At 72.1% G+C, this 24,586-nt stretch carries 24 protein-coding genes and 1 riboswitch; of the genes, 16 read left to right on the top strand and 8 right to left on the bottom strand.

Translation table 11 applies throughout. From position 1 onward, the window contains the following. Positions 1-37 precede the first annotated feature (37 nt). Positions 38-1,111 (bottom strand): histidinol-phosphate transaminase, encoded by a 1,074-nt coding sequence (hisC, locus tag ACIP9H_RS16995; protein ID WP_401595317.1) that lies wholly within the window; start codon positions 1,109-1,111, stop codon positions 38-40. A 337-nt stretch (positions 1,112-1,448) separates the two neighbouring features. Between hisC and ACIP9H_RS16990 the strand changes: the two genes are divergently transcribed. The 4 genes from ACIP9H_RS16990 (at position 1,449) to ACIP9H_RS16975 (ending at position 6,044) form a co-directional block, all read left to right on the top strand. Further along, positions 1,449-2,549: a LacI family DNA-binding transcriptional regulator gene (locus ACIP9H_RS16990; RefSeq protein ID WP_401595315.1), complete on the top strand. Its 1,101-nt coding sequence runs from the start codon at positions 1,449-1,451 to the stop codon at positions 2,547-2,549. A gap of 201 nt (positions 2,550-2,750) precedes the next feature. Then, positions 2,751-3,782 carry a metallophosphoesterase gene (locus tag ACIP9H_RS16985; protein ID WP_401595313.1) on the top strand — a complete coding sequence of 344 codons (1,032 nt, stop codon included), beginning with the start codon at positions 2,751-2,753 and terminating at the stop codon, positions 3,780-3,782. A 158-nt stretch (positions 3,783-3,940) separates the two neighbouring features. Next, positions 3,941-4,798, top strand: coding sequence for a hypothetical protein (locus ACIP9H_RS16980; protein WP_401595310.1), 858 nt, complete (start codon positions 3,941-3,943; stop codon positions 4,796-4,798). A gap of 163 nt (positions 4,799-4,961) precedes the next feature. Next, positions 4,962-6,044: a hypothetical protein gene (locus tag ACIP9H_RS16975; protein ID WP_401595308.1), complete on the top strand. Its 1,083-nt coding sequence runs from the start codon at positions 4,962-4,964 to the stop codon at positions 6,042-6,044. Positions 6,045-6,054: 10 nt separating this feature from the next. Here ACIP9H_RS16975 and thiC read toward each other — a convergent pair whose 3' ends face one another. Continuing rightward, positions 6,055-7,821 carry a phosphomethylpyrimidine synthase ThiC gene (thiC, locus tag ACIP9H_RS16970; protein ID WP_401595305.1) on the bottom strand — a complete coding sequence of 589 codons (1,767 nt, stop codon included), beginning with the start codon at positions 7,819-7,821 and terminating at the stop codon, positions 6,055-6,057. Beyond that, positions 7,813-7,940: riboswitch (TPP riboswitch) on the bottom strand. (Overlaps the previous gene by 9 nt.) A gap of 62 nt (positions 7,941-8,002) precedes the next feature. Here thiC and ACIP9H_RS16965 point away from each other — a divergent pair. The 3 genes from ACIP9H_RS16965 (at position 8,003) to ACIP9H_RS16955 (ending at position 11,168) form a co-directional block, all read left to right on the top strand. Then, positions 8,003-9,334, top strand: coding sequence for a YibE/F family protein (locus tag ACIP9H_RS16965; RefSeq protein ID WP_401595302.1), 1,332 nt, complete (start codon positions 8,003-8,005; stop codon positions 9,332-9,334). Between the two features lie 26 nt (positions 9,335-9,360). Next, positions 9,361-9,561 carry a hypothetical protein gene (locus ACIP9H_RS16960; RefSeq protein WP_360905116.1) on the top strand — a complete coding sequence of 67 codons (201 nt, stop codon included), beginning with the start codon at positions 9,361-9,363 and terminating at the stop codon, positions 9,559-9,561. Positions 9,562-9,710: 149 nt separating this feature from the next. Beyond that, positions 9,711-11,168, top strand: a complete 1,458-nt coding sequence (locus ACIP9H_RS16955; protein ID WP_401595300.1) for an SPFH domain-containing protein — start codon at positions 9,711-9,713, stop codon at positions 11,166-11,168. Positions 11,169-11,214: 46 nt separating this feature from the next. Here ACIP9H_RS16955 and ACIP9H_RS16950 read toward each other — a convergent pair whose 3' ends face one another. Then, positions 11,215-11,430: a DUF5326 family protein gene (locus ACIP9H_RS16950; protein WP_401595297.1), complete on the bottom strand. Its 216-nt coding sequence runs from the start codon at positions 11,428-11,430 to the stop codon at positions 11,215-11,217. Positions 11,431-11,553: 123 nt separating this feature from the next. Next, entirely contained in the window at positions 11,554-11,871 is a 318-nt protein-coding gene (locus ACIP9H_RS16945) for a cupin domain-containing protein (protein ID WP_360904402.1), read from the bottom strand. Between the two features lie 57 nt (positions 11,872-11,928). On the opposite strand from ACIP9H_RS16945, the gene ACIP9H_RS16940 reads away from it, so the two are divergent. From ACIP9H_RS16940 to ACIP9H_RS16915, 6 genes are all read left to right on the top strand, one after another. Beyond that, positions 11,929-12,306, top strand: a complete 378-nt coding sequence (locus tag ACIP9H_RS16940) for a phage holin family protein (protein ID WP_360904405.1) — start codon at positions 11,929-11,931, stop codon at positions 12,304-12,306. Between the two features lie 25 nt (positions 12,307-12,331). Further along, positions 12,332-12,865 (top strand): low molecular weight protein-tyrosine-phosphatase, encoded by a 534-nt coding sequence (locus ACIP9H_RS16935; RefSeq protein ID WP_401595294.1) that lies wholly within the window; start codon positions 12,332-12,334, stop codon positions 12,863-12,865. Further along, a complete protein-coding gene (locus ACIP9H_RS16930; protein ID WP_401595291.1) occupies positions 12,862-13,749 on the top strand; it encodes a fructosamine kinase family protein in 888 nt (295 codons plus the stop codon). Before ACIP9H_RS16935 ends, ACIP9H_RS16930 begins: the two co-directional genes overlap by 4 nt. A gap of 81 nt (positions 13,750-13,830) precedes the next feature. After that, on the top strand, positions 13,831-14,964 hold the full coding sequence (locus tag ACIP9H_RS16925; protein WP_401595288.1) for a cystathionine gamma-lyase: 1,134 nt from the start codon (positions 13,831-13,833) through the stop codon (positions 14,962-14,964). A gap of 225 nt (positions 14,965-15,189) precedes the next feature. Next, positions 15,190-16,086, top strand: coding sequence for a LysR family transcriptional regulator (locus ACIP9H_RS16920; protein ID WP_401595286.1), 897 nt, complete (start codon positions 15,190-15,192; stop codon positions 16,084-16,086). A gap of 103 nt (positions 16,087-16,189) precedes the next feature. After that, positions 16,190-16,717: an NUDIX hydrolase gene (locus ACIP9H_RS16915; RefSeq protein ID WP_360904420.1), complete on the top strand. Its 528-nt coding sequence runs from the start codon at positions 16,190-16,192 to the stop codon at positions 16,715-16,717. A gap of 69 nt (positions 16,718-16,786) precedes the next feature. On the opposite strand, the gene ACIP9H_RS16910 is transcribed toward ACIP9H_RS16915, so the two are convergent. From ACIP9H_RS16910 to ACIP9H_RS16900, 3 genes are all read right to left on the bottom strand, one after another. Further along, positions 16,787-18,268, bottom strand: coding sequence for a globin domain-containing protein (locus ACIP9H_RS16910; protein WP_401595429.1), 1,482 nt, complete (start codon positions 18,266-18,268; stop codon positions 16,787-16,789). Positions 18,269-18,484: 216 nt separating this feature from the next. Next, positions 18,485-19,117: an HAD family hydrolase gene (locus ACIP9H_RS16905; RefSeq protein WP_401595284.1), complete on the bottom strand. Its 633-nt coding sequence runs from the start codon at positions 19,115-19,117 to the stop codon at positions 18,485-18,487. Between the two features lie 45 nt (positions 19,118-19,162). Then, positions 19,163-20,035: a LysR family transcriptional regulator gene (locus tag ACIP9H_RS16900; protein WP_401595281.1), complete on the bottom strand. Its 873-nt coding sequence runs from the start codon at positions 20,033-20,035 to the stop codon at positions 19,163-19,165. 83 nt (positions 20,036-20,118) lie between these two features. Here ACIP9H_RS16900 and ACIP9H_RS16895 point away from each other — a divergent pair, with 83 nt between their 5' ends. Beyond that, the gene (locus ACIP9H_RS16895; protein ID WP_401595278.1) at positions 20,119-21,021 is read left to right on the top strand and encodes a GNAT family N-acetyltransferase; all 903 of its coding nucleotides are present in this window, start codon (positions 20,119-20,121) and stop codon (positions 21,019-21,021) included. A 27-nt stretch (positions 21,022-21,048) separates the two neighbouring features. Here the strand turns inward: ACIP9H_RS16895 and ACIP9H_RS16890 are convergent, their stop codons facing one another. Beyond that, the gene (locus ACIP9H_RS16890) at positions 21,049-21,582 is read right to left on the bottom strand and encodes a DUF4232 domain-containing protein (RefSeq protein WP_401595426.1); all 534 of its coding nucleotides are present in this window, start codon (positions 21,580-21,582) and stop codon (positions 21,049-21,051) included. Between the two features lie 731 nt (positions 21,583-22,313). Between ACIP9H_RS16890 and ACIP9H_RS16885 the strand changes: the two genes are divergently transcribed. Beyond that, positions 22,314-22,880, top strand: a complete 567-nt coding sequence (locus ACIP9H_RS16885; protein WP_401595275.1) for a dihydrofolate reductase family protein — start codon at positions 22,314-22,316, stop codon at positions 22,878-22,880. Between the two features lie 653 nt (positions 22,881-23,533). Further along, positions 23,534-24,481 carry a hypothetical protein gene (locus ACIP9H_RS16880; RefSeq protein WP_401595273.1) on the top strand — a complete coding sequence of 316 codons (948 nt, stop codon included), beginning with the start codon at positions 23,534-23,536 and terminating at the stop codon, positions 24,479-24,481. Positions 24,482-24,586: the final 105 nt, after the last annotated feature.

Raw genomic sequence — 24,586 nt, 5'->3', positions numbered from 1 at the left:
GACGAACCCCGGCACGGTGACGGCCGTCAGCGGTCCGCTACAGCTCCTTGCGGAAGGCCTCGGCCGTACGGAGCAGCACGTCGTTGGCACCGGTCTCACCGATCGTGATCCGCACACCCTCACCGGCGAACGGCCGCACCGTGACCCCCGCGCTCTCGCACCGGGCCGCGAAGTCCGCCGTGTGCTCCGCCAGCCGCAGCCAGACGAAGTTGGCCTGCGTCGCCGGGACCGTCCAGCCCTGGGCGGTCAGCCCCTCGTACACCCGGGCCCGCTCGGCGACCAGCGCTTCCACCCGGTCCAGCAGCGCCTCCTCGGCCCGCAGCGAGGCCACCGCCGCGTCCTGGGCGAGCTGGCTGACACCGAACGGGACGGCGGTCTTGCGCAGCGCCTCCGCCACCGGCTCCTGCGCGATCGCGAAGCCGACCCGCAGGCCGGCCAGGCCGTAGGCCTTGGAGAAGGTGCGCAGCACGGCGACATTGGGGCGGTCCCGGTAGACCTCGACGCCGTCGGGCACCTCAGGGTCGCGGATGAACTCCTTGTACGCCTCGTCCAGGACGACCAGCACATCGGAGGGGACGCGGTCCAGGAAGCGCTCCAGCGCGGCACGGTGGACCACGGTGCCGGTGGGGTTGTTGGGGTTGCAGACGAAGATCAGCCGCGTGCGGTCGGTGATCGCGTCCGCCATCGCGTCCAGGTCGTGCCGCTCCTCGGCGTCCAGCGGGACCGGCACCGCGGAGGCCCCGCTGATCTGCGTGATGATCGGATAGGCCTCGAAGGACCGCCAGGCGTAGACGACCTCGTCGCCGGGGCCGGAGGTGATCTGCAGCAACTGCTGGGCCACGCCGACCGATCCGGTACCGGTCGCGATGTGCTCCACGGGAACGCCGAAACGGGCCGCCAGCTCGGTCTGGAGCGCGGTGCAGGCCATGTCGGGATAGCGGTTGAAACTCCCCGCGGCGGCCGTGACCGCCTCGAGGACACCGGGCAGCGGCGGGTAGGGGTTCTCGTTGGAGGACAGCTTGTAAGCCGTCACGCCGTCCTCCACCGCCGGGGGTCGACCCGGCTTGTAGGTGGGGATACCGTCCAGTTCGCGGCGCAGTCGGGGGTTCATGCCCACACCATACGAGCGGCCCAGCGCTCTGGGGAGGCCCTGATGCACGCGAGAAACAAGGGGCGCCCGGCCCCGATGGCGTGCTGGGCGAAGCGGATGCGCGCCGGTAGCGCGCGCGGTGGCGCGCATCCCTCGTAGGGGTGAGTTGATGCCGCTTCGGACCAGGGGGCAATGCCCCCGCGATCCCGCCGGCCGGTCGGGCATCCGCGGGTCGAAACCTGATGCGACCTGCGCATTCAAGGCCCTGCGCCGGACCTCGGAACGCAGAAACGTCTCTGTCAATGCGCCACGCGGGCCCCCCGCGAACGGACCACCCGAGCCCTACTATCACCACGCCATGACAGCAGCAGGGAACCACCAGGCGAACCGGCCCGTCGGACGCCGGCTGGAGCGGGCGGGCATCAGGGACGTGGCCGCCGCGGCCGGTGTCTCGATCACCACTGTCTCCGACGCGCTCAACGGCAAGGGCCGGCTGCCCGACGCCACCCGCGCACATGTCCGCGAGGTCGCCGACCGGCTGGGCTACCGCCCCTCGGCCGCCGCCCGCACGCTGCGGACCGGCCGGTCGGGGCTCATCGGGCTGACCGTGACGACCTACGGGGAAGAACCTTTCACCTTCACCGAGTTCGCCTACTTCGCCGAGATGGCCAGGGCCGCCACCTCCGCCGCGCTCGCCCGCGGCTACGCCCTCGTCATCCTGCCCGCCTCCTCCCGCCACGACGTGTGGAGCAACGTGGCGCTCGACGGCACCGTCGTGATCGACCCCTCCGACCACGACCCGATGGTCACCGAACTGGTCCGGCAGGGCATCCCCGTGGTCAGCGACGGCCGTCCGGCCGGCAGCCTGCCCGTCCAGGCCTGGGTCGACAACGACCACGAGGCCGCCGTGCTCGGCATCCTGGAGCACCTCGCGGACGCCGGCGCCCGCCGGATCGGCCTCCTCACCGGCACCAGCACAGACACCTACACCCGGCTGTCCACCAGCGCCTACTTGAGCTGGTGCAAGCGCGTCGGGCAGGAACCGGTGGTCGAGTCCTACCCGGCCCACGACCCCTGCGCCGGGGCCGTCGCCGCCGACCGGCTGCTCGCCCGCCCCGACCGGCCCGACGCGGTCTACGGCCTCTTCGACCCCAACGGCACCGACCTGCTGGCCGCCGCCCGCCGCTACGGACTGCGCGTCCCGGAGGACCTGCTGCTGGTGTGCTGCAGCGAGAGCATGGTCTACGCGGCCACCGAGCCGCCCATCACCACGCTCTCCCTCAAACCCGGGCGCATCGGCACCGCCGTCGTCCAACTGCTCATCGACGCCATCGAGGGCGTGGACGGCGGCCGGCCCGTCCAGCAGGTCATGCCGACCGACCTCATCGTCCGCACCTCCTCCCAGCGGCGCTCCCCCCGCACCACGGTGAACCCGCCGCGCGGGCCCTCCCAGGGATGAGCGGTGCGGGAGGCGGAGGGGTCGGGAACGCGGTGGCGGACCCCGGAGCCCGTCCGGGCGGAGCCGTATCCTCCGGGGCGCGATGAGCCCGCCCCGGGGGGATTTGTCCGGACCAGATGAAATCGCTATCACCAGGTGTGTCACGCCGCGACATCGTCATTCCTATGATGGGCGGATGGTGGCGCGACGGTGGAGGGTTCGATGACTCAGGGGGCAGGTCAGGGACCCGTGCTCGGCACGGGGTCCGGCGGGCGTCCGCACGGCGCGGAGGCCGCGGCCCAGAGCGCGCCACCGGCGCCTCCCGGCCCGCAGTCCGGCTACGAGCCCACGCTCGTGGAGGAGGTGCCGCTCCCCGAGGAGTACACGCCCACCCAGCGCGACCTCCCGGTCATCGGCGCGTCCGACGAACCGCCGCTCGGCCCGCTCTACGTCGTCGGAGACGTCCACGGCTACCTCGGCGAGCTCTGCGAGGCCCTCTACGCGATCGGGCTGATCGACGCCGAAGGCCACTGGGCGGCAGGCAACGCCCGCCTGTGGTTCCTCGGCGACTTCACCGACCGCGGCCCGGACGGCGTCGGCGTCATCGACCTGGTCATGCAGCTGTCCGCGGAGGCGGCAGCGGCCGGCGGCTACACCCGCGCCCTCATGGGCAACCACGAGCTGCTGCTCTACGGCGCCCACCGCTTCGGCGACACCCCGGTCAACTCCGCCGCCGGCACCGCCACCTTCCTGGCCGCCTGGCGCCTCAACGGCGGCCAGACCAGCGACATGGAGCGGCTGGAGGACCACCACATCGCCTGGATGTCCCGGCTGGACGCGGCCGCCCTCGCCGACGACCACCTCCTGCTGCACTCCGACACCACCGCCTATCTGGAGTACGGCGAGACCATCGACGCCATGAACGACGCGGTCACCGGCATCCTCCAGCGCGGCGACGCCGACGAGTGCTGGGAGCTCTTCCGCAAGTTCACCCGCCGCTTCGCCTTCCGCGGCGAGGACGGGGCGCAGGCGGCCCGGGAACTGCTCGGCACCTACGGCGGCCGCCGGGTCGTGCACGGCCACAGCCCCATCCCGTACCTGCTCGGCGAGCCCGGCGGCGAGCACGCGGCGGACTCCCCCGACCGGACCGCCGTCGTCGAAGGACCGCACGTCTACGCCGACGACCTCGCGGTGGCCATGGACGGCGGAGTGACGATGGAGGGCAAACTCCTGGTCGCGCGCCTGCCGTTGTAGCCCCCGAAACCCCCATTTTCCGGAAACACTCTGTCACCCCGTCACCTCCGCGCTCTACCATCGGGTTATCCGTAGGCAGCTTCTCCTCCGCTTCCGCCCAGCCGGTCCGGAACTCCAGCGCGGACTTCGGGGCGGCACCGGAGACGGAGCATCGGGGGATGCACATGAACAGCGCTCCACATCTGCTCACCGAGGACCGCCCGGAGTTCGAGCGCGTCCTCGACGCGGCACTGCACTCGGAAGGCACCCGGGCCGCCCTCGCGGCCGCCCGGAACGCGCTCAACACCGAGCAGTTGCGCACCATGGCGCTCAGCGCCGCCGCGCCCATATCCGCCTGCGCGGCACCGGAGTACGAGAGTTACGTCAAGGCCCGCGAGGCGCTGTCCGAGCAACGCCGCGAACAGCAGGTCGCCGCCGTCTCCGGCATCGGCTACGCCGCGGCCGCACCGGGCGTCGCCGACGGTTCGGGCGCCGGGCTGTTCGCGATCGTCGCCGTCCTCACACCCGTCCTCGCCGGCACCGCCGCCGTGATCTTCCTGGTCCTGGGCTACGCCCTGGCGCTCGGCCACTCCGAGCCGGACATCGCCGCCCCCCTGCGCCAGGCCGGCTGGCTCTTCGCGGCGGTCGCCGCGTGCGGCATCGTCGTCGGCATGATCGGGCTGCTCCTCACGGCCCTGCGCAACAGTTCCACCGACCAGGCCGACCGCCCACCCGACGAACCGCCCGAGATCGCCGCGGCCCGCGAGGTCTGGCGCCGGGCCCTGCTGGAACGCGGCCTCCAGCCCTTCATCGACGCCGCCCTGGCCAAGGCCGCGGGCTCCGCCCCGCCCCCGCCGGACCGCCAGAGCGGCAACGGCAACCACCGCATGCCGCGCCTGGGTTACTCCCGCCCCGACTTCTCCAGCCCCGGCCCCGAGTCCTCCCCGGAACCCGGGCACCGGTTCACCAGTCCCGACTTCTCCAGCCCCGACTACTCCAGTCCGGACTACGGCGGCCCCGACCACGCCCCCAACTGACCGCCCCCGGCCCCCGCCCCCGCGTCACCGCGGGGGCGGGGGCCGTACCGTGCGCTTCCGTGCGGAGCGTCACGCCCCAGGCCCGGCACCTGCCTCCGCTGTGACGTCCTACGATGCGTCAGTCCTCCGGCGGATCCGGACCATCGTGCGGCAAGGGGAATCCATGCGCCTGTCCAGCTACGTCAGAAAGGCCGCCATGGGCGCGGCGGCGATACCCCTCCTCGCCGGGTGCACGGGGGAACAGGACGCGGGCGGGGCCGTGGAGCGAGCCGAGGGGCGGCCCGCCTCCTGGACGGACCTGCCGGTGCGGACCGGCGCGCGGGACGTCGTCCACACGGACACCAAGCACCGGTCGTACGAGGTCAGGATCACGGTCAAGAGCCTGGTCCGGGGCTCGGAGAAGGACATGCGGGGCGCGCGCGTGGACGAGGGGCTGGAGGACCGGGTCCCCCACTACCTCACCTTCGAGGTCACCAACACCGGCCGGAGGACGATCCCCGCCGCCTCCATGGTGTACAGCCACTTCGCCCTGAACGGCACCGACTGGGCGCGCGGGGAGAAGGTCTGGATCAGCGGCGGCAGGCCGGGCGGGATCGACCTGCCCTGCGCGGACACCGCCCCGAAGACATTGGCACCCGGCGACTCGTACACCACCTGCGTGACCTATGCGCTGCCCGAGGGCGTCGGCGTGCTGTCGCTGACGCACAACGCCGACGGCTACCTCGACGAGGGTGGCGCGGTCGCCACGTGGCCCGTCGAGGGCGGCCTCGAGGCGGCGTCCGCCGGGCTGGCGGAGCCGGGCGACATCATCCCCGTCCGGTGGGACGCCGACGAGGACGGCGTCCTCGAACTGCCCGCCACGCTGGTGTCCGTACGCCGGGGCAGACCGGCCGATCTCGCGCACCTGGACCTCGACCTCAACGAGAACGAGCGGCGCGGCATCCCGTACTACGCGTCGGTCACCTACACCAACACCGGGTCGAAAGACCTCTACACCGACCAGGCCGGCGACGTCCGCCTGCTCACCGAGAGCGGTCGGCAGATCCCGGGGAAGACCCCCCTCGTCCTCGACACGAAGATCCCGGGTTGTCCGTCCGACTGGGTCGCCCGGACGATCCCGCCGGGCGGCAGCGTGACGGAGTGCAGCATCCACCTGGTGACGGACGACGGCGACAAGCCGTTCGCGGTGGGTTTCAAGGAGGCGGGCCGGCCAGGACTGGTGGCCTGGTCGGCCCCTCTCCGCTGAGGCGGCCCGGTCAGCCGGCCGAACTGCCGCCCGTCTCCGCGAGCGGCAGGTACACCCGGTTGCCCGCCGCGGCGAACTCTGCCGACTTCTCCGCCATGCCGGCCTCGATCTCCTCGGCCGTGCCGCCGTGCTGCCGCCGGATGTCCTGGGAGATCTTCATGGAGCAGAATTTCGGGCCGCACATCGAGCAGAAGTGCGCCGTCTTCGCCGGCTCCGCCGGCAGGGTCTCGTCGTGGAAGGCCCGTGCCGTGTCCGGGTCGAGGGCCAGGTTGAACTGGTCCTCCCAGCGGAACTCGAAGCGGGCGTCGGACAGGGCGTCGTCCCAGTCCTGGGCGCCGGGGTGGCCCTTGGCGAGGTCGGCCGCGTGGGCGGCGATCTTGTACGTGATGACGCCGGTCTTGACGTCGTCGCGGTCGGGCAGGCCCAGGTGCTCCTTGGGCGTGACGTAGCAGAGCATCGCCGTGCCCCACCAGGCGATCATCGCGGCGCCGATGCCGGAGGTGATGTGGTCGTAGGCGGGCGCGATGTCGGTGGTCAGCGGGCCGAGGGTGTAGAACGGCGCCTCCTCGCAGATCTCCTGCTGGAGGTCGATATTCTCCTTGATCTTGTGCATCGGGACGTGCCCCGGCCCCTCGATCATGGTCTGCACGCCGTGCCGCTTGGCGACGGAGTTGAGCTCGCCGAGCGTGCGCAGCTCCGCGAACTGCGCCTCGTCGTTGGCGTCCGCGATGGAGCCGGGGCGCAGGCCGTCGCCCAGGGAGTAGGTGACGTCGTAGGCGGCGAGGATCTCGCAGAGCTCCTCGAAGTGCTCGTAGAGGAAGCTCTCCTTGTGGTGGGCGAGGCACCAGGCCGCCATGATCGAGCCGCCGCGGGAGACGATGCCGGTCTTGCGGCGGGCGGTGAGCGGGACGTACCGCAGCAGGACGCCCGCGTGGACGGTCATGTAGTCGACGCCCTGTTCGGCCTGCTCGACGACCGTGTCCTTGTAGATCTCCCAGGTCAGCTCCTCGGCCTTGCCGTCGACCTTCTCCAGGGCCTGGTAGAGGGGAACGGTGCCGATGGGGACGGGGGAGTTGCGGAGCACCCATTCGCGGGTGGTGTGGATGTTGCGGCCGGTGGACAGGTCCATGACCGTGTCGGCGCCCCAGCGGGTCGCCCAGGTCATCTTCTCCACCTCCTCCTCGATGGAGGAGGTCACCGCGGAGTTGCCGATGTTGGCGTTGACCTTGACCAGGAACCGCTTGCCGATGACCATCGGCTCGATCTCCGGGTGGTTGACGTTCGCCGGCAGCACCGCCCGGCCCGCCGCGATCTCCTCGCGGACGACCTCGGGGGCGACGTTCTCGCGGATCGCGGCGAACTCCATCTCCGGGGTGATCTCGCCGCGCCGGGCGTACGCGAGCTGGGTGACCGGCTGCCCGCCGCGTCCGCGCCGCGGCAGACGCGGGCGGCCGGGGAAGACGGCGTCCAGGTTGCGCAGCCCGCCGCGGGGTGACGTGTGCTTGAGGCCGTCGTCCTCGGGGCGGACGGGGCGGCCGGGGTACTCCTCGGTGTCGCCGCGGGCGACGATCCAGTTCTCCCGCAGCGGCGAAAGGCCGCGGCGGACGTCGGTGGTCACGTTCGGGTCGGTGTACGGGCCGGACGTGTCGTACAGCGTCACGTCCTGGCCGTTGGTCAGGTGCACCCGGCGGACAGGTACCTCGATGTCCGGGCGGGACCCGGTCACGTAGCCCTTGTGCCAGCCGATTTCGCGCGCGCGTGCATCCTGCATGGTCATGAGACCCACTCCCTACGCCGGCATTACCCGGTAACAGGTTCAGCGGTCGGCGCAGCTGGTGGCCCTCGGCCGGTCAGCGCCCTCTCAGCCCGGTGCTCCGAGCTCCCGCGGTGTGCAAAGGTGCGACCACGCTAGCGGGTCTTCTCCGGCGCGCACCAGTGGGCCTTGGGATGATCGGCGCGTGGACTCCCCTCATGCGCAGCCCCCCGGCCCCGGCAACGGCCACGCCCACGGCCCCGGTCACGGGCACAGTCACGGCCACAGTCACGGCCATGGCCACGGTCCGGTGCCGCCGGTCTCCCGGCATCTGCGGAAGGTGATCGCCGCGGTGCTGATCCCGTTCGTCGCCGCGGTGGTGGTCGGGCTGGTGGTGCTCTGGCCGAACGGGGTGCCGGCCCACAAGCGCTCGGGCGTCGGGTTCGACCAGCAGACGCAGTCGGGCCGGGTGGTGCGGGTGGAGAACGTCAAGTGCGCGGACGTGAACGCGGAGCCGAACACCGGCGGCCCCGGCGCGGCCCCGCCGAAGACCCCGTCGATCTGCGAGCGGGCGACCATCCGCGTCACCTCGGGCAAGGACACCGGCCGTACCTTCACCGAGATCGTGCAGCCGACCCAGACCCGGCACTACACCGAGGGGCAGAAGGTCCTGCTGTCCTACGCGCCCGGCGCGCCGAAGGAGTTGCAGTACTCGGTCACCGATGTGGACCGGGCGCTGCCGCTGTGGCTGCTGGCCGGGCTCTTCGCGGCGGCGGTGGTCGTGGTCGGGCGGCTGCGCGGGTTCCTGGCGCTGGCGGCGCTGATCGTCAGCTTCGCGGTGCTGACGCTGTTCATCCTCCCGGCGATCCTGCACGGCAGCGACCCGCTGCTGGTGGCGGTCATCGGCGGCAGCGCGATCATGCTGATCGCGCTCTACATGTGCCACGGCCTCAACGCCCGTACCTCGGTGGCCGTCCTCGGCACGCTCTGCTCGCTGCTGCTGATCGCGCTGCTGGGCTCGGTGTTCATCGACTGGGCGGTGCTCAGCGGCAACACCTCGGACGAGACCGGGCTGATCCACGACCTCTACCCGGGCATCGAGATCCACGGCCTGCTGCTGGCGGGGATCGTGATCGGATCGCTCGGTGTGCTGGACGACGTGACGGTCACCCAGACCTCGGCCGTGTGGGAGCTCCGGGACGCCGATCCGGGCGCCAGTTGGCACAAGTTGTACCGGGCGGCGATGCGCATCGGGCGCGACCACATCGCCTCGGTCGTCAACACCCTTGTGCTGGCGTACGCGGGCGCCGCGCTGCCCCTGCTGCTGCTGTTCTCCATCGCGCAGCGCGGCGTGCTGGCGGTGGCGGGCAGCGAGTTGGTGGCGGAGGAGATCGTCCGGACCCTGGTCGGCAGCATCGGGCTGGTGGTGGCCGTGCCGCTGACGACCGCGCTGGCCGCGCTGGTGGTGTCGGCGGACCGCTCCGGGAGGGACACTGTCCCCACGGGCGGCGGGCGCCGCCGGCGCCGGGCACGGTGAGTTCCTGAAGTACGGGGGTGGACGGGGTGGTCGGGCTCCAGGGGAGGGTGACCGGGGCCGTGGGCCCGGGGCTGGTCGGCGAGGTGATCGTGCAGGTCCGCGGGGGTGCGGAGGCCTTCCTCGCGTATCCGGCGACCGAGGGGGAGAGCATCGGGAAGGGCACGGTCGTGGTGGTCGTGGAGTATCTGCCGCCACGGACCGTGTACGTCGCGCCCGCCTACGGCTGACGGGGCCGGGGACGAGACGGGGACGGGTCAGGGCGGCTTCGTATCAAGAATGCGACAAGGATCCGCCAGGATCTTTCGGCGTGACTTGCGCAGGCGCACACTCCCGTACGCGGCCCCGCTCGGGGCCAATCGTAAGGGGGCGTGTGCCGATGGTGATCGGCGTCGCGGCGGGCGCGGTGCTCGTCGCAATCATTGTGGTGATCGTGCTGTTCCGGCTCATGTGGCGGGTTGCCGAGCCGAACGAGGCCCTGGTCATCTCGGGTTCCAAGCACCGTGCGGACGGGGTCGGGGAGGGGATGGGGTTCCGCGTCGTCACCGGTCGCGGAACGCTGGTGATGCCCGGCGTCCAGGTGGTGCGGAAGCTGTCGCTCGACCTCAACGAGGCCGAGCTGAACGTGGACTGCGTCACCCAGCAGGGCATCCCGCTCAAGGTGCACGGCGTGGTCATCTTCAAGGTCGGCGACGACTTCGTGTCGATCGCCAACGCCGCACGGCGTTTCCTGGACCAGCAGAAGTTCATGGCCGAGCGGGTGCACAACGTCTTCGCCGGTCATCTGCGGTCCATTGTGGGCGGGTTGACGGTGGAGCAGATGATCCGCGACCGGGAGCGGCTGACGGCCGAGACCCGGGCGGCGTCGGGCTCGGAGATGGAGAAGCTCGGCCTGATCATCGACTCGTTGCAGATCCACGAGATCGTCGACCCGACCGGGTACATCAAGAACCTCTCCGCCCCGCACGCCGCCGCCGTCCACCGCGACGCGCGCATCGCGCAGGCGGAGGCGGACCGGATGGCCACCGAGGCCGAGCAGCAGGCCGCCGCGCGTATGGCGGAGGCCACCCGGGACAGCCAGATCCTGCAGGCCGGTTACATGGCCGAACGGGACAAGGCCACCGCGTCCTCCCGGCAGGCGGGCCCGCTCGCCGAGGCCGCGGCCCGGCAGGAGGTCGTGGTGCAGGAGACCCGGGTCGCCGAGCTGGAGGCCCAGCGGCGCGAGCAGCAGCTCCAGGCGGACGTCCGCAAGCCGGCGGACGCCTCCGCGTACGAGAAGCGGACGCTGGCCGAGGCCGAGCGCGACGCGCGGATCTCGGCGGCCGAGGCGAAGGCCAAGGAGACGGAACTGGCCGCGATCGCCGAGGCGAACCGGGTGAAGTCGGCCGCCGCCGCGCAGGCGGAGCAGACGAAGCTCAGCGGTCAGGCGAGCGCGGCGGCCACCCGGGCCACGGGTGAGGCCGAGGCCGCGGCCACCCAGGCGCGCGGTCTGGCGGAGGCCGAGTCCGCGCGGGCGAGGGGTCTGGCGGAGGCCGAGGCGATCAAGGCCAGGGCCGCCGCGCTGGCGGAGAACCAGGAGGCGGTCGTCGCCCAGCAACTGGCCGAGAACTGGCCGGAGATCGTCCGGGCCGGCGCGTCCGCCTTCGGGAACGTCGACCACATGGTGCTGCTCAACGGCGCGGACGGCATGTCCGAGATGTTCGCCAAGGCGCTCACCATGGGCGGCACGGGCCTGGGGCTGGCCCGCCAGCTGCTCGCCCAGATGAACGGTGGGGCCGAGCCGTCGGCCAATGGCTCGGCGCCGCAGCGCCCCGAGCACGTCCCTCTCAAGGACTGAGCGGCGCGCTCCCGCGGGGTCCGGTCGTCTCCGGGCCCCGCGGGGGTCACCACCTGTCGTGGGAGTCCGAGGACGACGACGAGGTGACCTTCTTCACGACGAAGACCAGTCCGCCGACGAGCGCCACGAAGATCAGCACCTTGAACAGCAGCCAGAACAGGAAGCCGACGGCGCTGGCGATCATGCCGCCGAAGACCACGATCGCGATGACCGGCACCGCGATCCACTTGACCCACCAGGGAACGCCCTCGAAGAGCTTCACCGTTTCCTCCTCCGTATCGTCTTCGTCCTTGGCTCAAGGCTAGGGCCGCGGGGGCCCCGCGCGGAGGCCCGGCGGTCCCCATCCGTCCCTGACCGTCCCCCTACGGGACCGGGGGGACGTCCCTCATCCCTCGGGCGGCGAGAAGACCACCAGGACCCGCAGGTCCTCGCTGACGTGGTGGAAGCGGTGCGGCACCCGGGCCGGCACGTAGACCACGCTGCCCCGCGCGACCTGCGTCGTCTCCTCCCCCACGGTGATCAGGGCGCGGCCGCTCACCACGAGGTAGATCTCGTCCTGGCCGTGCGGTTTCTGCGGGTCGAGCTCGCCGGCGCCCAGCGCGTAGAGCCCGGCGGACATGTTCCGCTCCCGCAGGAAGCTCAGGTACGCGCCGTTGTTGGCGGCACGTTCGGCCTCCAGGTCGTCCAGCCGGAACACCTTCAATTGCCCGCTCCCTTGCACCCCTGTGCCTGCGCGATCTCTTCTGCGACGATCTCAGCCATGATGAACTTCGTCGTCAAGACGCTCGCGAACGCCGGGGCCCTGCTGGTGGCCATCTGGCTCGTGGGCAGCATCACGCTCACCGGTGACGACACCGCGCACAAGGCACTCACCCTGGTCCTGGTGGCGCTGGTCTTCGGCCTGGTCAACTGGCTGGTGAAGCCGTTGGTGAAGCTGCTCTCGTTCCCTTTGCTGATCCTCACCCTGGGATTGTTCACGCTGGTGGTGAACGCCCTGATGCTGTGGCTGACCTCCTGGCTGTCCGGCAAGCTGGGACTCGACTTCCATGTCGACGGTTTCTGGGCTGCCGTGCTCGGCGGTCTGATCATCAGCATCGTGTCCTGGGCGCTGAACATGGTCCTTCCCGACGAGGACTGAGCGCGGCGGCTGCATCATGGAGGCCATGAGCGCTCACTCGTCCCGCGACCCGTTCCGCGTGTGCTTCGTCTGCACCGGCAACATCTGCCGGTCGCCCATGGCCGAGCACGTCTTCCGCGCCCGCGTCGAGGAGGCCGGGCTCGGCGGCCTGGTCGTGGTCGACAGCGCGGGCACCGGGTCCTGGCACGAGGGGGACGGCGCCGACCACCGCACGGTCTCCGTGCTCCGTTCCGCCGGGTACGGGCACGACCACGTCGCCCGGCAGTTCCAGCCCGAGTGGTTCGCCGGCCTGGACCTGGTCGTCGCTCTGGACGCCGGGCACCTGCGGGCCCTGCGGCGCCTCGCGCCGACCCCGCAGGACGCCGCCAAGGTACGGCTGCTGCGCAGCTGGGACCCGGCGGCCGCGGGCCCGGCGGACGGCACCGGACTCGACGTGCCGGACCCCTACTACGGGGACATGGACGGCTTCGAGCTCTGCCTGGAGATGTGCGAGGCCGCGGCCGACGGGCTGCTGGCCGACGTGCGCGACGCCCTCGGCGAGCCCGCCCCGGCGCCGTGAACCGGCCCGGCGGCCTCGGCGCCAGGGTGGCGGCCCTGCTGGGCCGCGACGTGGGCGACCCGGTCCCGCTGGGCGGCGGCTCCGTCTGCACCGCGGCCCGCCTCGGCGGCCCCGCCGGCCGCGAGGCGGTCTTCGCCAAGACGCTCGACGGCGCCCCGGACGGTTTCTTCGCCGCGGAGGCGGCGGGACTGCGGCTGCTGGCCGCCACCGGCACGGTCGCGGTGCCCGAGGTATGGGCGGCCGACCGGCACACCCTGGTCCTGGAGTGGATCGAGCCCGGGCCCGCCACCCCGTCCCAGGCCGAGCGGCTGGGCCGCGAACTGGCCGCGCTGCACGGCGTGCGGGCCGCTTCCTGGGGCACCGCGGGCCCCGGCTTCATCGGCCGGCTCCCCCTGCCGTCGCCCGCCGGAACGCCCCCGGCCGCCCCGGAGCAGTGGCCGGCCTTCCACGCCGAGTACCGCCTGCTGCCCTTTCTGCGCCAGGCCGCCGACGGCGGGTCGATGGCCCGGGCCGATGTGCGGGCGGTGGAGCGGGTCTGCGCCCTGCTGCCGCGGATCGCGGGCCCCCCGGAACCGCCCGCGCTGATCCACGGCGACCTGTGGTCCGGCAACGTCCTGTTCGCCGCCGACGGCCGCGCCCGGCTCGTCGACCCGGCCGCACAGGGCGGCCGGCCCGAGGCCGACCTGGCGATGCTGGAGCTGTTCGGCTGCCCGCAGCTGCCGCGGATCCTCGCCGCGTACGAGGAGGTGCGCCCGGTGCCGGGCCGGCGGGAGCGGGTGCCACTGCACCAGTTGCACCCCCTGCTGGTGCACGCGGCACTCTTCGGCGGCCGCTACGGGGCCGCCGCCGGCAACGCCGCCCGGGAGGCCCTGTCGCGGGCCTAGCCCCTGATCAGGTTGGATGGGCCGTACACCGACATGGCCCGCCGGTACGTCCGACGCGGCGGGGAGAGCGAGGAGAGCGCGATGACGGAGTACGAGAACGTGCCGGGGGACAGCACGCGCAGTGTGCACGCCGGACGCCCGGAGGCCCGCCCGCACGAACCCGCGCTGCCCGGCCCGGTCTTCGCCGCGCACTTCCACCTGCCGGGCGACGTCACGGGCCCGTACACCTACGGCCGCGACGAGAACCCCACGTGGACCCGGCTGGAAGAGGCGATCTCCGCCCTGGAGTCCCCGGACGCCGACGCCGAGACGCTGGTCTTCTCCTCCGGCATGGGCGCGATCTCCTCCGTACTGCTCTCCCAGGTGCGCACCGGGGACACCGTGGTGCTCCCCTCGGACTGCTACCAGGCCACCCGGAGCCTCCAGGGCCGCCTGGAGGACTACGGGGTGGCGGTACGGCTCGCGCCCACCGCCGGCGACGCGCAGGCGGAGGTGCTCCAGGGCGCGAAGCTGCTGTGGATCGAGACCCCGTCCAACCCGGGCCTCGACGTGTGCGACATCCGGCGGCTGGCCGACGCGGCGCACGCCGCGGGCGCGCTGGTCGCGGTGGACAACACCCTGGCCACGCCGCTGGGTCAGCGCCCGCTCGACCTCGGCGCGGACTTCTCCGTGGCCAGTGGCACCAAGGCCCTGTCCGGTCACGGCGACCTGCTGCTGGGCTACGTGACCACCCGCCGCCCCGAACTCGCCGCCCAGGTGCGGCTGTGGCGCAAGACGGTCGGCGCCATCCCGGGCCCGATGGAGTCGTGGCTCGCGCACCGCTCGCTGTCCACCCTCGCGCTGCGCGTGGACCGGCAGGCCGCCAACGCCCTCGCGCTGACGGCCGCGTTGCTGGAGCGGCCCGAGGTCACCGATGTGCGCCACCCCGGGCACCCGGAGGACCCGGCGCACACCGTCGCCGCCGCGCAGATGAGCCGCTTCGGCAGCGTCGTCTCCTTCACCCTCCCGGACAAGGCGCATGCCGAACGCTTCCTGTCCGCGCTGCTGCTGACGACCGAGGCGACCAGCTTCGGCAGCGTGACGAGCACGGCCGAACGACGGGCGCGCTGGGGCGGGGACGCGGTTCCCGAGGGCTTCGTCCGCTTCTCGGTGGGGGTGGAGGACGCGGCCGACATCGTGCGGGACGTGCTGCACGCGCTCGATGCCGCCAAGTAGCGCCTGCTGTTCACCCGGAACAGATATATCTACGTAGACGGCGCTACGCAGAATGGGTGGCCCGAGCCTCCCCCCTCGTGGCTCGGACCACCCTGGCTTTACGCGCGGAGATCCGCTCGAACAAGGCTAGTTGACTCTGCGTCAGTGTCCAATCACAGTTGCGATGCAGACCTATCGATATATTTATAGTTGCGGACACGACAACCCCTTCAAGGGAGCGGTTCCATGGATCTGGCTCTGCTGCGCACGTTCGTCACGGTGCACCGAGCCGGATCCTTCACCAGGGCCGCCCAGCTGCTGGGCCTGTCCCAGCCCGCGGTCACCAGCCAGATCCGCAGCCTCGAACGGCAGGTCGGCCGGCCCCTGTTCCTGCGGCTGCCGCGCGGCGTCAGCCCCACACCGGTCGGCAACGACCTGGCCCACAAGGTCGCCCCGCATCTCGACGCCCTCATGGAGATCACCCAGGGGGACCTCGCCGAGGACTCCGGCAACCGCACCGTCCACCTCGCCGGGCCGCCCACCTTCACCTCGCTGCGCGCCCTGCCCGCCCTGGCCCCGCTGGTCGCCGAGGGCCTGCAACTGCGCATAACCCTCGCCGGCGAGGACGAGGGGCTGGCCGGTCTCGCCGCGGGCCACCACGACGTGTCGCTGGGCACCATCCGCCCGCGCGACCGGCTGCTGGCCGCCACCCCGCTGTGGGACGAGGAGCAGATCCTGGTCGCCGCGCCCGTCTGGCAGGAGCGCATCGGCGGCCCGCAGGCGGTGCACACCCACGGGCCGCGCGTCCTTGACGACGTCCCGGTGATCTCCTACGACGAGGGCATGCCGCTGCTGGACCACTACTGGTCGGCGGTCTTCGACAGCAGCCCCGCCATCGTGCCCGCGGTCGTGGTGCCGGACCTGCGGGCGGTGCTGGAGTGCGTGGCGGCCGGGGTCGGCATGGCCGTGCTGCCGCGCTACCTGTGCGGCGAGGCGCTGGCCGAGGGGTCCGTCGCCGCGCTGCTGGAGCCGCCGGTGCCCCCGCTGCGCACCTACTTCGTCTCCGTGCGCGCCGGGACGATCGCCCTGCCGCACATCGCGCGGGTGCACGAGCAGCTCGTGCGCGCGGCCGCCGGCTGGTGAGCGCGCGCCGGGCGGCCGGCGGGTGACGTCCGAGGGAACTGCGCGTTCCGATTCGCCGTCCCGGAGGCGTTTGCGCCCTCCCGCGCCGCGGCAGATCTCAGGCATGCCCCCGGACACCGGAACACCCGCCCCACCCGCTCCGCCGACCGCGCCGGCCACCCGGCCCGTGGTCAAGCGCACCGCCCGCGCCATCCTGCTGGACGGCGACTCCCTCGTGCTCATCAAGCGCACCAAGCCGGGGCTCCACCCGTACTGGGTCACCCCCGGCGGGGGCGTGGAGGCCGAGGACTCCACCGTGGTGGAGGCCCTGCACCGCGAGCTCGACGAGGAGCTCGGCGCCAAGGTCACCGATGTGGTCCCCGCCTTCGTCGACACCGTCGAGCACATCGCCGGCGACGGCTCGCACGGCGTGAAGGTGCAGCACTTCTTCGTCTGCCGGCTCGCGTCCATGGATCCGGCCCGGCGGCACGGCCCCGAGGTGGACGAACCCTCGGGGACGTACGAGATCGTGCGCGTGCCCTTCAGCCGCGTCGGGCTCGCCTCGGTGGAGGTCGTCCCGCTCACCCTGCGGCACTACCTGGATGGCAACATCGAAGGCGTGCTGGGACTGCTCTCGTCCGACCTGGGCTGATCCGGGCGGCTGGTGGTGCGGCAACGTTTTTCCTCGTGAGGGCGGGGGCGAGGGGGGTGCCCGGGTGCGTCAGTCGCCGGCCGCGACCAGTTCCTCGATCAGGTCGTGGCGGATGCGCTGCGAGGGGATCCCGCTGCGCAGCAGGCTGTCCACGCCCCTGCGGATCATGCCGGGCGGCCCGCTGAGATAGGCGTCGAACTCCGGCCAGGGGCCGTACTGGTGGACGATCTCCGGCAGCTGCCCGTGCAGGCTGCCGGGCCCGCCCTCGGAGACCACCGGGCGGACGGACAGCCACGGGTGCGTGCGGTCCAGCCGCAGCAGGGTGTCGAGGTCGTACAGGTCGTGGTCGCTGCGGGCGCCGTAGAAGACCTCCATGGCGCGCCGCCTGCCGTGCTCGGCGACGTCCTCCACCAGCGCCTTGATGGGGGCGATGCCGGTGCCGCCGCCGAGGCAGAGCAGGCCGTTGTCGGCGCTGTGGTCCACGACCATGGAGCCGGACGGGGGGCCCAGCCGGAGGATGTCGCCCGGCTGCGCGCGGTGCACCAGCGCCCTGCTGACCCAGCCGGCCGGGACGGCCTTGACGTGGAACTCCAGCAGGCCGTCGGCCCCGGGGGCGGACGCGAAGGAGTAGTGCCGCCACACCCGGGGCCACCAGGGGGTCTCCAGCGTCGTGTACTGCCCCGCGAGGAAGGGGTAGGGCTGGTCGGGCCGGACGGTGACCACGGCTATGTCGGGGGTGCGCAGGTCGTGCGCGACGATCTCGGCGTGCCACCAGGCCGGGGCGTGCTTCTCGTCGGCGGCCGCGGCGTCGATCATGATCTGGGAGATCGCGGTGTAGGCGCGGACCCAGGCGGCCTCGACCTCCTCGTCCCAGATGTCGGCGGCGTAGCGCGTCAGGGCGCCGATCAGGCATTCGCCGACCGCGGGGTAGTGCTCGGGGCGGGTGCCGTACTTGCGGTGCCCGCGGCCCAGATGGGCCAGGTATTCGGTGAGCGTCTCCGCGTCGTCAATGTGTTCGGCCGCGGTGAGAAGCGCTTTCAGCAATCGGTCCCGCTGGGTGTCCATCGCCGCCGGGAAGAGTTCGCGCAATTCCGGGTGGCGTATGAACAAAAGCGCATAGAAATACGACGTCGTTTTGTCAGCCACAGGGGCGACCGTTTCCATCGTCCTGCGGATCAGCGCCGCGTCCGCGCTCACCCCCCGTTCCGCGGGCCGCGGTTCCGCCCGGGGCGGCGCGTCCGGGACCTGCAGGACCTGCGGGTGCGGCGGGGGTGGGGGCTGCGGGTCCGCGGCGGGCGGGGGCGCGCGGTGACCCGCGGGGCCGGCGGCGGTCGCCGGTCGCGCGGACATCCGGTCCGCACCCGTGCCCACCGGGCGTATCGGCCGCACCGGTCTGCTGGGAGTCCCGCTCCCGGGAGCCCGCGCGCCGCCCGCCGTGCCGTCGTGGTGCGGCCGCGGCCCGTCGGGCGGCCTTCGGGGGCTGAACCATCCGTCGGTGTCGGCGTCGGCCCCCTTGCCGGGCCCGCCCGCGTTCGTGGTCAGAGCGTCCATGATCAGCTTCGCCTCGAGCTTCTCCGGGTCGGTGTCCGTCAGTGACACACGTTCTGCGCGGAGAGCCTGCCAGGCACATAGGCCCGAACGGACAAATAGCCGGAAGTACGGGAAACGCGAAGAGAAATCCCGTTAGGCTCGTTCGCCTACGGGACCTGCCCGGAGCCGTGCGTTCCCTATTGCCGCGGCATGCGCGCCCGAGGGGAATTCAGCCGGTCACCCCGTGACGAGTGCATATGCTTCCCGCAAATCACGTCCGGCGTAGGCGTGGGTCGCCAGGCCGCTCACATGGTGGTCGCCGTTGACGGCCACCGAGACCGGAACCGCGGCGAAGAGCGCGGTGTCCGACATCGAGTCCCCGTACGCCACGCACTCCGCGCGGCTCACCCCGTACCGGGCGCACAGCTCGTCCGCCGCGGCCACCTTGGACTGCGGGACCAGGATCCCCGACGGGTCGAGCAGAGCGTCCGGCGCGAACGGCACCTCGGGGAACGCCGACGCCCGCACCTCGTGCGCGCCCCAGGCCAGCAGCCGCCGTACGAAGAAGTCCGGCGAGAGCGAGACCACGGCGCAGTGCTCGCCGCGGGCCGCGATGTCCGCCCACACCTCGCGTATCCCCGCGAGCCACGGGGCGCCCTCGAAGGCCGCCGTGAGGTGGGCGCCGGTCAGCCGCCCGTACATCCCCCAGGCGCGCTCGGCGTAGCCGGGCGGGTCGATGGCACTGCCCGCCAGCGCCGTCTCCAGCTCGCGGAACTCGGCCACCAGGCCCAGCTCCCGGGCGAGTTCCATGCTCGCGGAGGAGCCGTGGATCAGCGTCCCGTCCATGTCGAAGATGTGCAGCCGTCCCACGTGCCCTCTCTCCCCTCGCCCGACCCCGGCACGGTACGCGACGGCTCAGCCGGCGCCGAACAGCCGTACCGCCTCCCCCGCCGCCCCGCGCACCGCGGGCCTGCGGTCCGCCGCCCGCCAGGCCAGCGCCACCGTGCAGCGCACGTCCCCGGCGAGCGGCACGATCACCACATGGGAGCGCGCGTAGTGCTCGTCGGTGGACGTACTGGCCAGGGCGCAGCCCCGGCCCGCCGCCACGAGCTCCAGCGTCTCCTCCAGCGACCCGGACAGGACCGTCCCGGCCACGTCCGCGACCCCCACAGCGGCAGGGTGCCGGAAGCCGGAGTACGCCGCGTCGGCGGTCCTCGGCAGCACCCACACGCGGCCGCCCAGCTCCTCCGGGGCGACCTCGGCGCGGCGGGCGAGCGGATCGCTCGCCGGCAGCGCCACGCAGCGCCGGTCGGTCGCGATCGTCACCATCTCCAGCCCCGGCGCGTCCAACGGCGGCCACACGATGGCCAGATCGGACTGCCCGGTGAGCAGCCCGCACGACGGTTCGTCGACGTCGTAGCGGCGCAGCCGCACGTCACCGGCGACCCGAGCCTCCACCGCCCGCAGCAGCTCCCGCGTCCTGCCGGCCGCCGCCTCCCCGAGGAAGCCGACCGTGAACGGCCGCGGGGCCCCGCCCAGCAGCCCCTCCAGCTCGTCGGCCGCGTCGACGGCCGCCATCGCGTGGGCGAGTATCCGGCGGCCGAAGGCGGTGGGCCGGACGTGCTCACGCGTGCGCAGCAGCAGCGGCTGCCCCGCCGCCGCCTCCAGCCGGCGCACCGACTCGCTGACGGTCGGCTGGCGTACCTGGAGCATCCGCGCGGCCGCCGAGAACGATCCCGTGCGCGCCACCGCGACGAACGCCCGCAACCCGGGCAAGGTCAGCGTCACAGGCGGAGGATAGCCAGCCCCGGCCGATGTCCATAGGGGAAAACTATGCCCGCCGTGCCCCTGCGCCCGGCCACGCTGCCCGTATGACAGCACCCCTGCCGCCCCTGCCCGCCACCCTGCCGGTCCGCCGCCTCGGCCCCGCCGACCTCGCCGCCTGCTCGGAGCTCGCCGTCAGCCGCGGCGGGGGCGCCGAGGAGCACAAGTGGCACTTCCTGCTCACCCACGGCACCGGCTGGGGCATCGACGCCCCCGACGGCCGGGGCCTGGCCGCCACCACCGTCCTCACCCGCTACGCGGGCGGGCTGGCCGCCGTCAGCATGGTGCTCGTCGCCGCCCGCCACGAGGGCCGCGGCCTCGGCCGCCGCATCATGACGCACGTCCTCGGCGAGGCGGGCGACGACACCGTCACCCTGCACGCCACGGACCGCGGCCGCCCCCTGTACGAGAAGCTCGGCTTCCGCGCCGTCGGCACCGTCGTCACCCACCGCGGCACCTTCCGTCCGCCGGCTGCCGCCGCACCGCACCACCCGGACCACCCGGACCACCCAGCCCGCCCGCGCCCCGTCACGGAGGCCGACCTGCCGGCCCTTCTCGCCCTGGACGCCGAGGTGTTCGGCGCCGACCGCTCGCCCCTGCTGCGGGACCTCCCCCGGTTCGCGGAACGCACCCTGGTGACCGAGGAGGACGGCAGGCTGACCGGCTGGGCCTCCGCCTGGCGCAACGACGGCACCCTCGTCGTGGGCCCGGTCGTCGCGGACACCACGGCCGGCGCCCGGCGGCTCGTCACCGCGATCGCCCGCGACGGCGGCGGCCCCGTCCGGCTCGACCTGCGCACCGAGGACCCCCTGCGCCACACCCTGCCCGCCTGGGCCGCCGAGCACGGCGTCCTGCCCGTCTTCCCCAACACCCTGATGGTGCTGGGCGACCGCGCCCTCCCCGGCGACGACACCCGCCGCCACACCCCGCTCATGGTGGCCCTGGGCTGACGCCACCGGCCGCCCCGCCGTGCGGGCTCAGCCCGTGCCCCCGGCAGTCCCGCCGTAGGACGGAAAGAGCGCACCGATCGGCGCCAGCCGCACGCGTCCCCCGCACACGTGCATCTGGGGCAACGGGGCGACGGTGAGCGGCCGGGAGTCGCCGGGAATCCGGATCCGGGCACCGTACGGCGGGTTCCAAACGGCCGTCGCGTCGCACCCGGCGCTCCGCCATTCCGACCAGAGCAGGCTGTACGAGGTCCGCTCCCCGGCCGCGAGCACCACGAGGTCCGCCGTGAGCCCCGGAACACGGGTGACGTCCATCGTTCTGGGTTCCGTCGTGTTCCGCCCCTTGCCGCAGCCAGGATCATGATCGCCGTTGCACGCGACCGGCATGTCGTCGCCGAACACCGACAGCCCTGCCCACCCCTGCAGCGAGCAGGTACCGCCGGAGATGTTGCTCAGCACGATGCTCATGAATGTGTCACCTGGCTCACTGCCGAGGGGCCGCCAGGGCTGTTCGGCCGTGGCCTCCAGATCCGCCGAGCGGCACGGACGGGCGGCCGGTGGCACGGCCACGTGCGCCGGCGTCGATCCGGCACCTTGCGAGCCCGCGGCGTGCGTCGGCCGGGGCGACTGCGGTGGCGTCGGCTTGATCCGCGTCGGCTGCGTCGGCTGCGTCGAGGCCGACGGCGTGGGCCGCGGCGAAGGAGGAGCCGAGGCGGCACGCACCGCCGGCGCTCCCACGGGTTCCGAGTCGTACGCGGGTGCCACCGCACACCCCACCAGGGCGCCGAAGAGCGCCACAGTGGCCGGAACGTGGCACTTGAGGATCTTCACGCGGGGAACCTAGCGACATTGCACATCATTCGAGAACAGCCGGAACAAACTGTTCAACGCTCCTTAACTCCAGGGCCGGTTACGCCCCTGAGCAAGCCGGTCGCCGTCGAGCCTGGGCTGCGCCCAAGAGTGCGGCTTCACGGCTTTTGGAGGGGGCGATGGTGAATACGACGGCTTTCGCTGGGGCGACCCGGAGGACGGGGACTGCGACAACGAACCCGCCGGCATCTGGCCCGGACGCAACGGCCGCCTGTGGCTGATGAGCTGTTAGGCCGACCCCACTCACCCCGTCCTCGTCCACACCGAGTAGCCCCACCCCCTGGCGAGGGCGAGGCCGAGACGAGGCGGCTTGCCCGTGCCGGCCGAGTGCAGCACGCTGGGCCCCGAGCCCGGATCGCGCACCGATGAGTTTCCCGCGCCGCGCCGGTCTGTACGCCGGACACCCACGGACGGAAGGCCGGCCCATGCGGAAACTGATCTACGGCATGAACCTGACACTGGACGGCTATGTCGCCACGCCCGGCGACGACATCGGCTGGAGCGGACCGCCGAGCCACGAGCTGTTCCAGTGGTGGCTCGACCACGAGCAGGCCAGTGGTCTGTCGCTGTACGGGCGCAAGCTGTGGGAGGCGATGAGCTCCTACTGGCCGACCGGCGACCAGCAGCCGGGCGCCACCCCGGCGGAGATCGAGTTCGCGCGGAACTGGCGGGACACGCCGAAGGTGGTGTTCTCCTCGACGATCGACAAGGTCGACTGGAACACCCGCCTGGTCACCGGCGACGCGATCGCCGAGATCACCCGGCTCAAGGCCGAGGACGGCGACCCCATGACCATCGGCGGCGCGACGCTTGCCGCGGCAGCCATGCGCGCCGGGCTGATCGACGAGTACGTGATCGCCACCCATCCGGTCCTGGTGGGCGGCGGCACGCCGTTCTTCACCGCGCTGGACAACTGGGTGAACCTGAACCTGGTGGAGACGCGCACGTGTCCCGGCGGCGTGGTCCTGACGCGGTACGAGACGAGGCGGTGAGCAGCTTCCCGCTGTCTCAATGCTGCGGGGACCCGCTGTAGGATCTCGCCACTCGCGTCATGTTGATCTCGCGTGACCTGGGCGTTCTTGGCTGTCTCACGGCCTTGTCACCCATGATCGGTCTCAAATCCGTGGCATTTCCTCGCGAGGGCGAGGTTGAGATCAGGCGGCTGGCCCGTGTCGGCCGAGTACACCACGCTGAGCGCCGAGCACGAGGACTACCGGCGAACCCAGATCGCGCACCCATGAGTGTCCCGCGCCGCGACAGGGTCGTGTTGGGGGACTCAGGCGGCAGGCGAACTGGGGACACGGTCTGGGCTGTCTGCGAAGACCTGGCCGGCGACTGTGGGGGGTGAGCCCGCCCAACCTGATTCCCAGCGAGGTGCCGACCCGCGACCGTATCGACTTCAAAGACCGTGAAGCCGTGCGAGCGCGATGCCTGCGGCTTGCCTAGTTGGCCGGCCAACCCACGCTGCGCGGCGGCACACCGCTCACCTTCAAGGCATGCCAGGCATCGGCGACGGCCCAGACCGACCAGGAATGCCTTTCCAGTCTGAGGCGAGCTGGATCGGACGGCTCGCCGTCAAGGGCCAACTGTCGTCGAGCTAGGCTGCGCGCAGCACGGCGGCTGCAGGGCCTTTGGAGACAGCACGATGGTGAATACGACGCCGGGTCGGCGCACGTTGCTTCTGGATCAGTACCCGGAGCTGGCTGGCTACGCACGGACAGCACTGCGCCTGCATCCGCGACGCGGCATACCCACGGTGCATGAGAGCTCCGTCGGTGGACCGCTGATGTGGCCGGTCCACGAGCCCTGGCCGCTCTGCTATGAAAAGCACTACGGCGACGGTCCCGAGGGCCCGGCAGAGGGTGTCGTCATGGCCTCGGTCCTCCAACTCTTCCGACGCGACCTGCCGGTCAGCCTCCTGAGCGCGCCCGAGTGGATGTTTCCCAACGGCAGCGACGTACTCCAAGTGCTGTGGTGCCCGAACCCCCACGTGGACACCGACGACCCAAAGGCAACCTTGCGCTGGCGACAGCAAAGCCGCCTGGAGGATGTCAGGTCTAGCAACCCTGCTCTCAATGTCTTCACACAGGAAGGCGAGGACAACCTCGTTCCCCGCGCCTGCGTCGTCCACCCCGAACTGGTCCAGGAGTATCCGCCCATCACGCTCCAGGAACCGCATGAGAGCAATTTCTCCGAAACCCTGCTGGGCATCCTGCCAGCCCACCTTGAGCTGGCCTGCGCCCTCTGGACCGCCACAGGCAGCCCGCGTGAGAACTTCGACCAACAGGACTACTCCGACCACTGCAGCGTCCCCGGATGGAAACTGGGCGGCTGGGTACCCTACGTCGGCTTCTGGCCCACGCCTGCCAAACACTGCGAGTGTGGCGCTGGCACATTCATGCTCCTGGGAGCGACCTCAGAAGATCTCTTCGGTCCGTGGCAACCAGTGGATTCCCCCGGCTTTCGCTGGGGCGACCCGGATGACTGGGACGACAACCGTCCGGTCGACATCTGGCCCGCCCGCAACGGACTGCTGTGGCTCCTCGGATGCGAGGCTGACCCCACACATCCTGTCCTTGTCTACTCCGAGTAGACACACCAGGCTTCGCAGATGTCGCAGATGTTGCGACTGATCAGTGCAGCACGGCCCGAACGGCAGTGGCATCGATTAGGCGGTATGCCGGGTGGCTGCGGGGGT

It is taken from the genome of Streptomyces sp. NPDC088732, from assembly GCF_044751205.1.
In the GTDB taxonomy this organism is placed as follows: domain Bacteria; phylum Actinomycetota; class Actinomycetes; order Streptomycetales; family Streptomycetaceae; genus Actinacidiphila.
The sequence above is the reverse complement of the archived record's forward strand: the minus strand, read 5'-3'. Positions and strand labels throughout refer to the sequence as shown.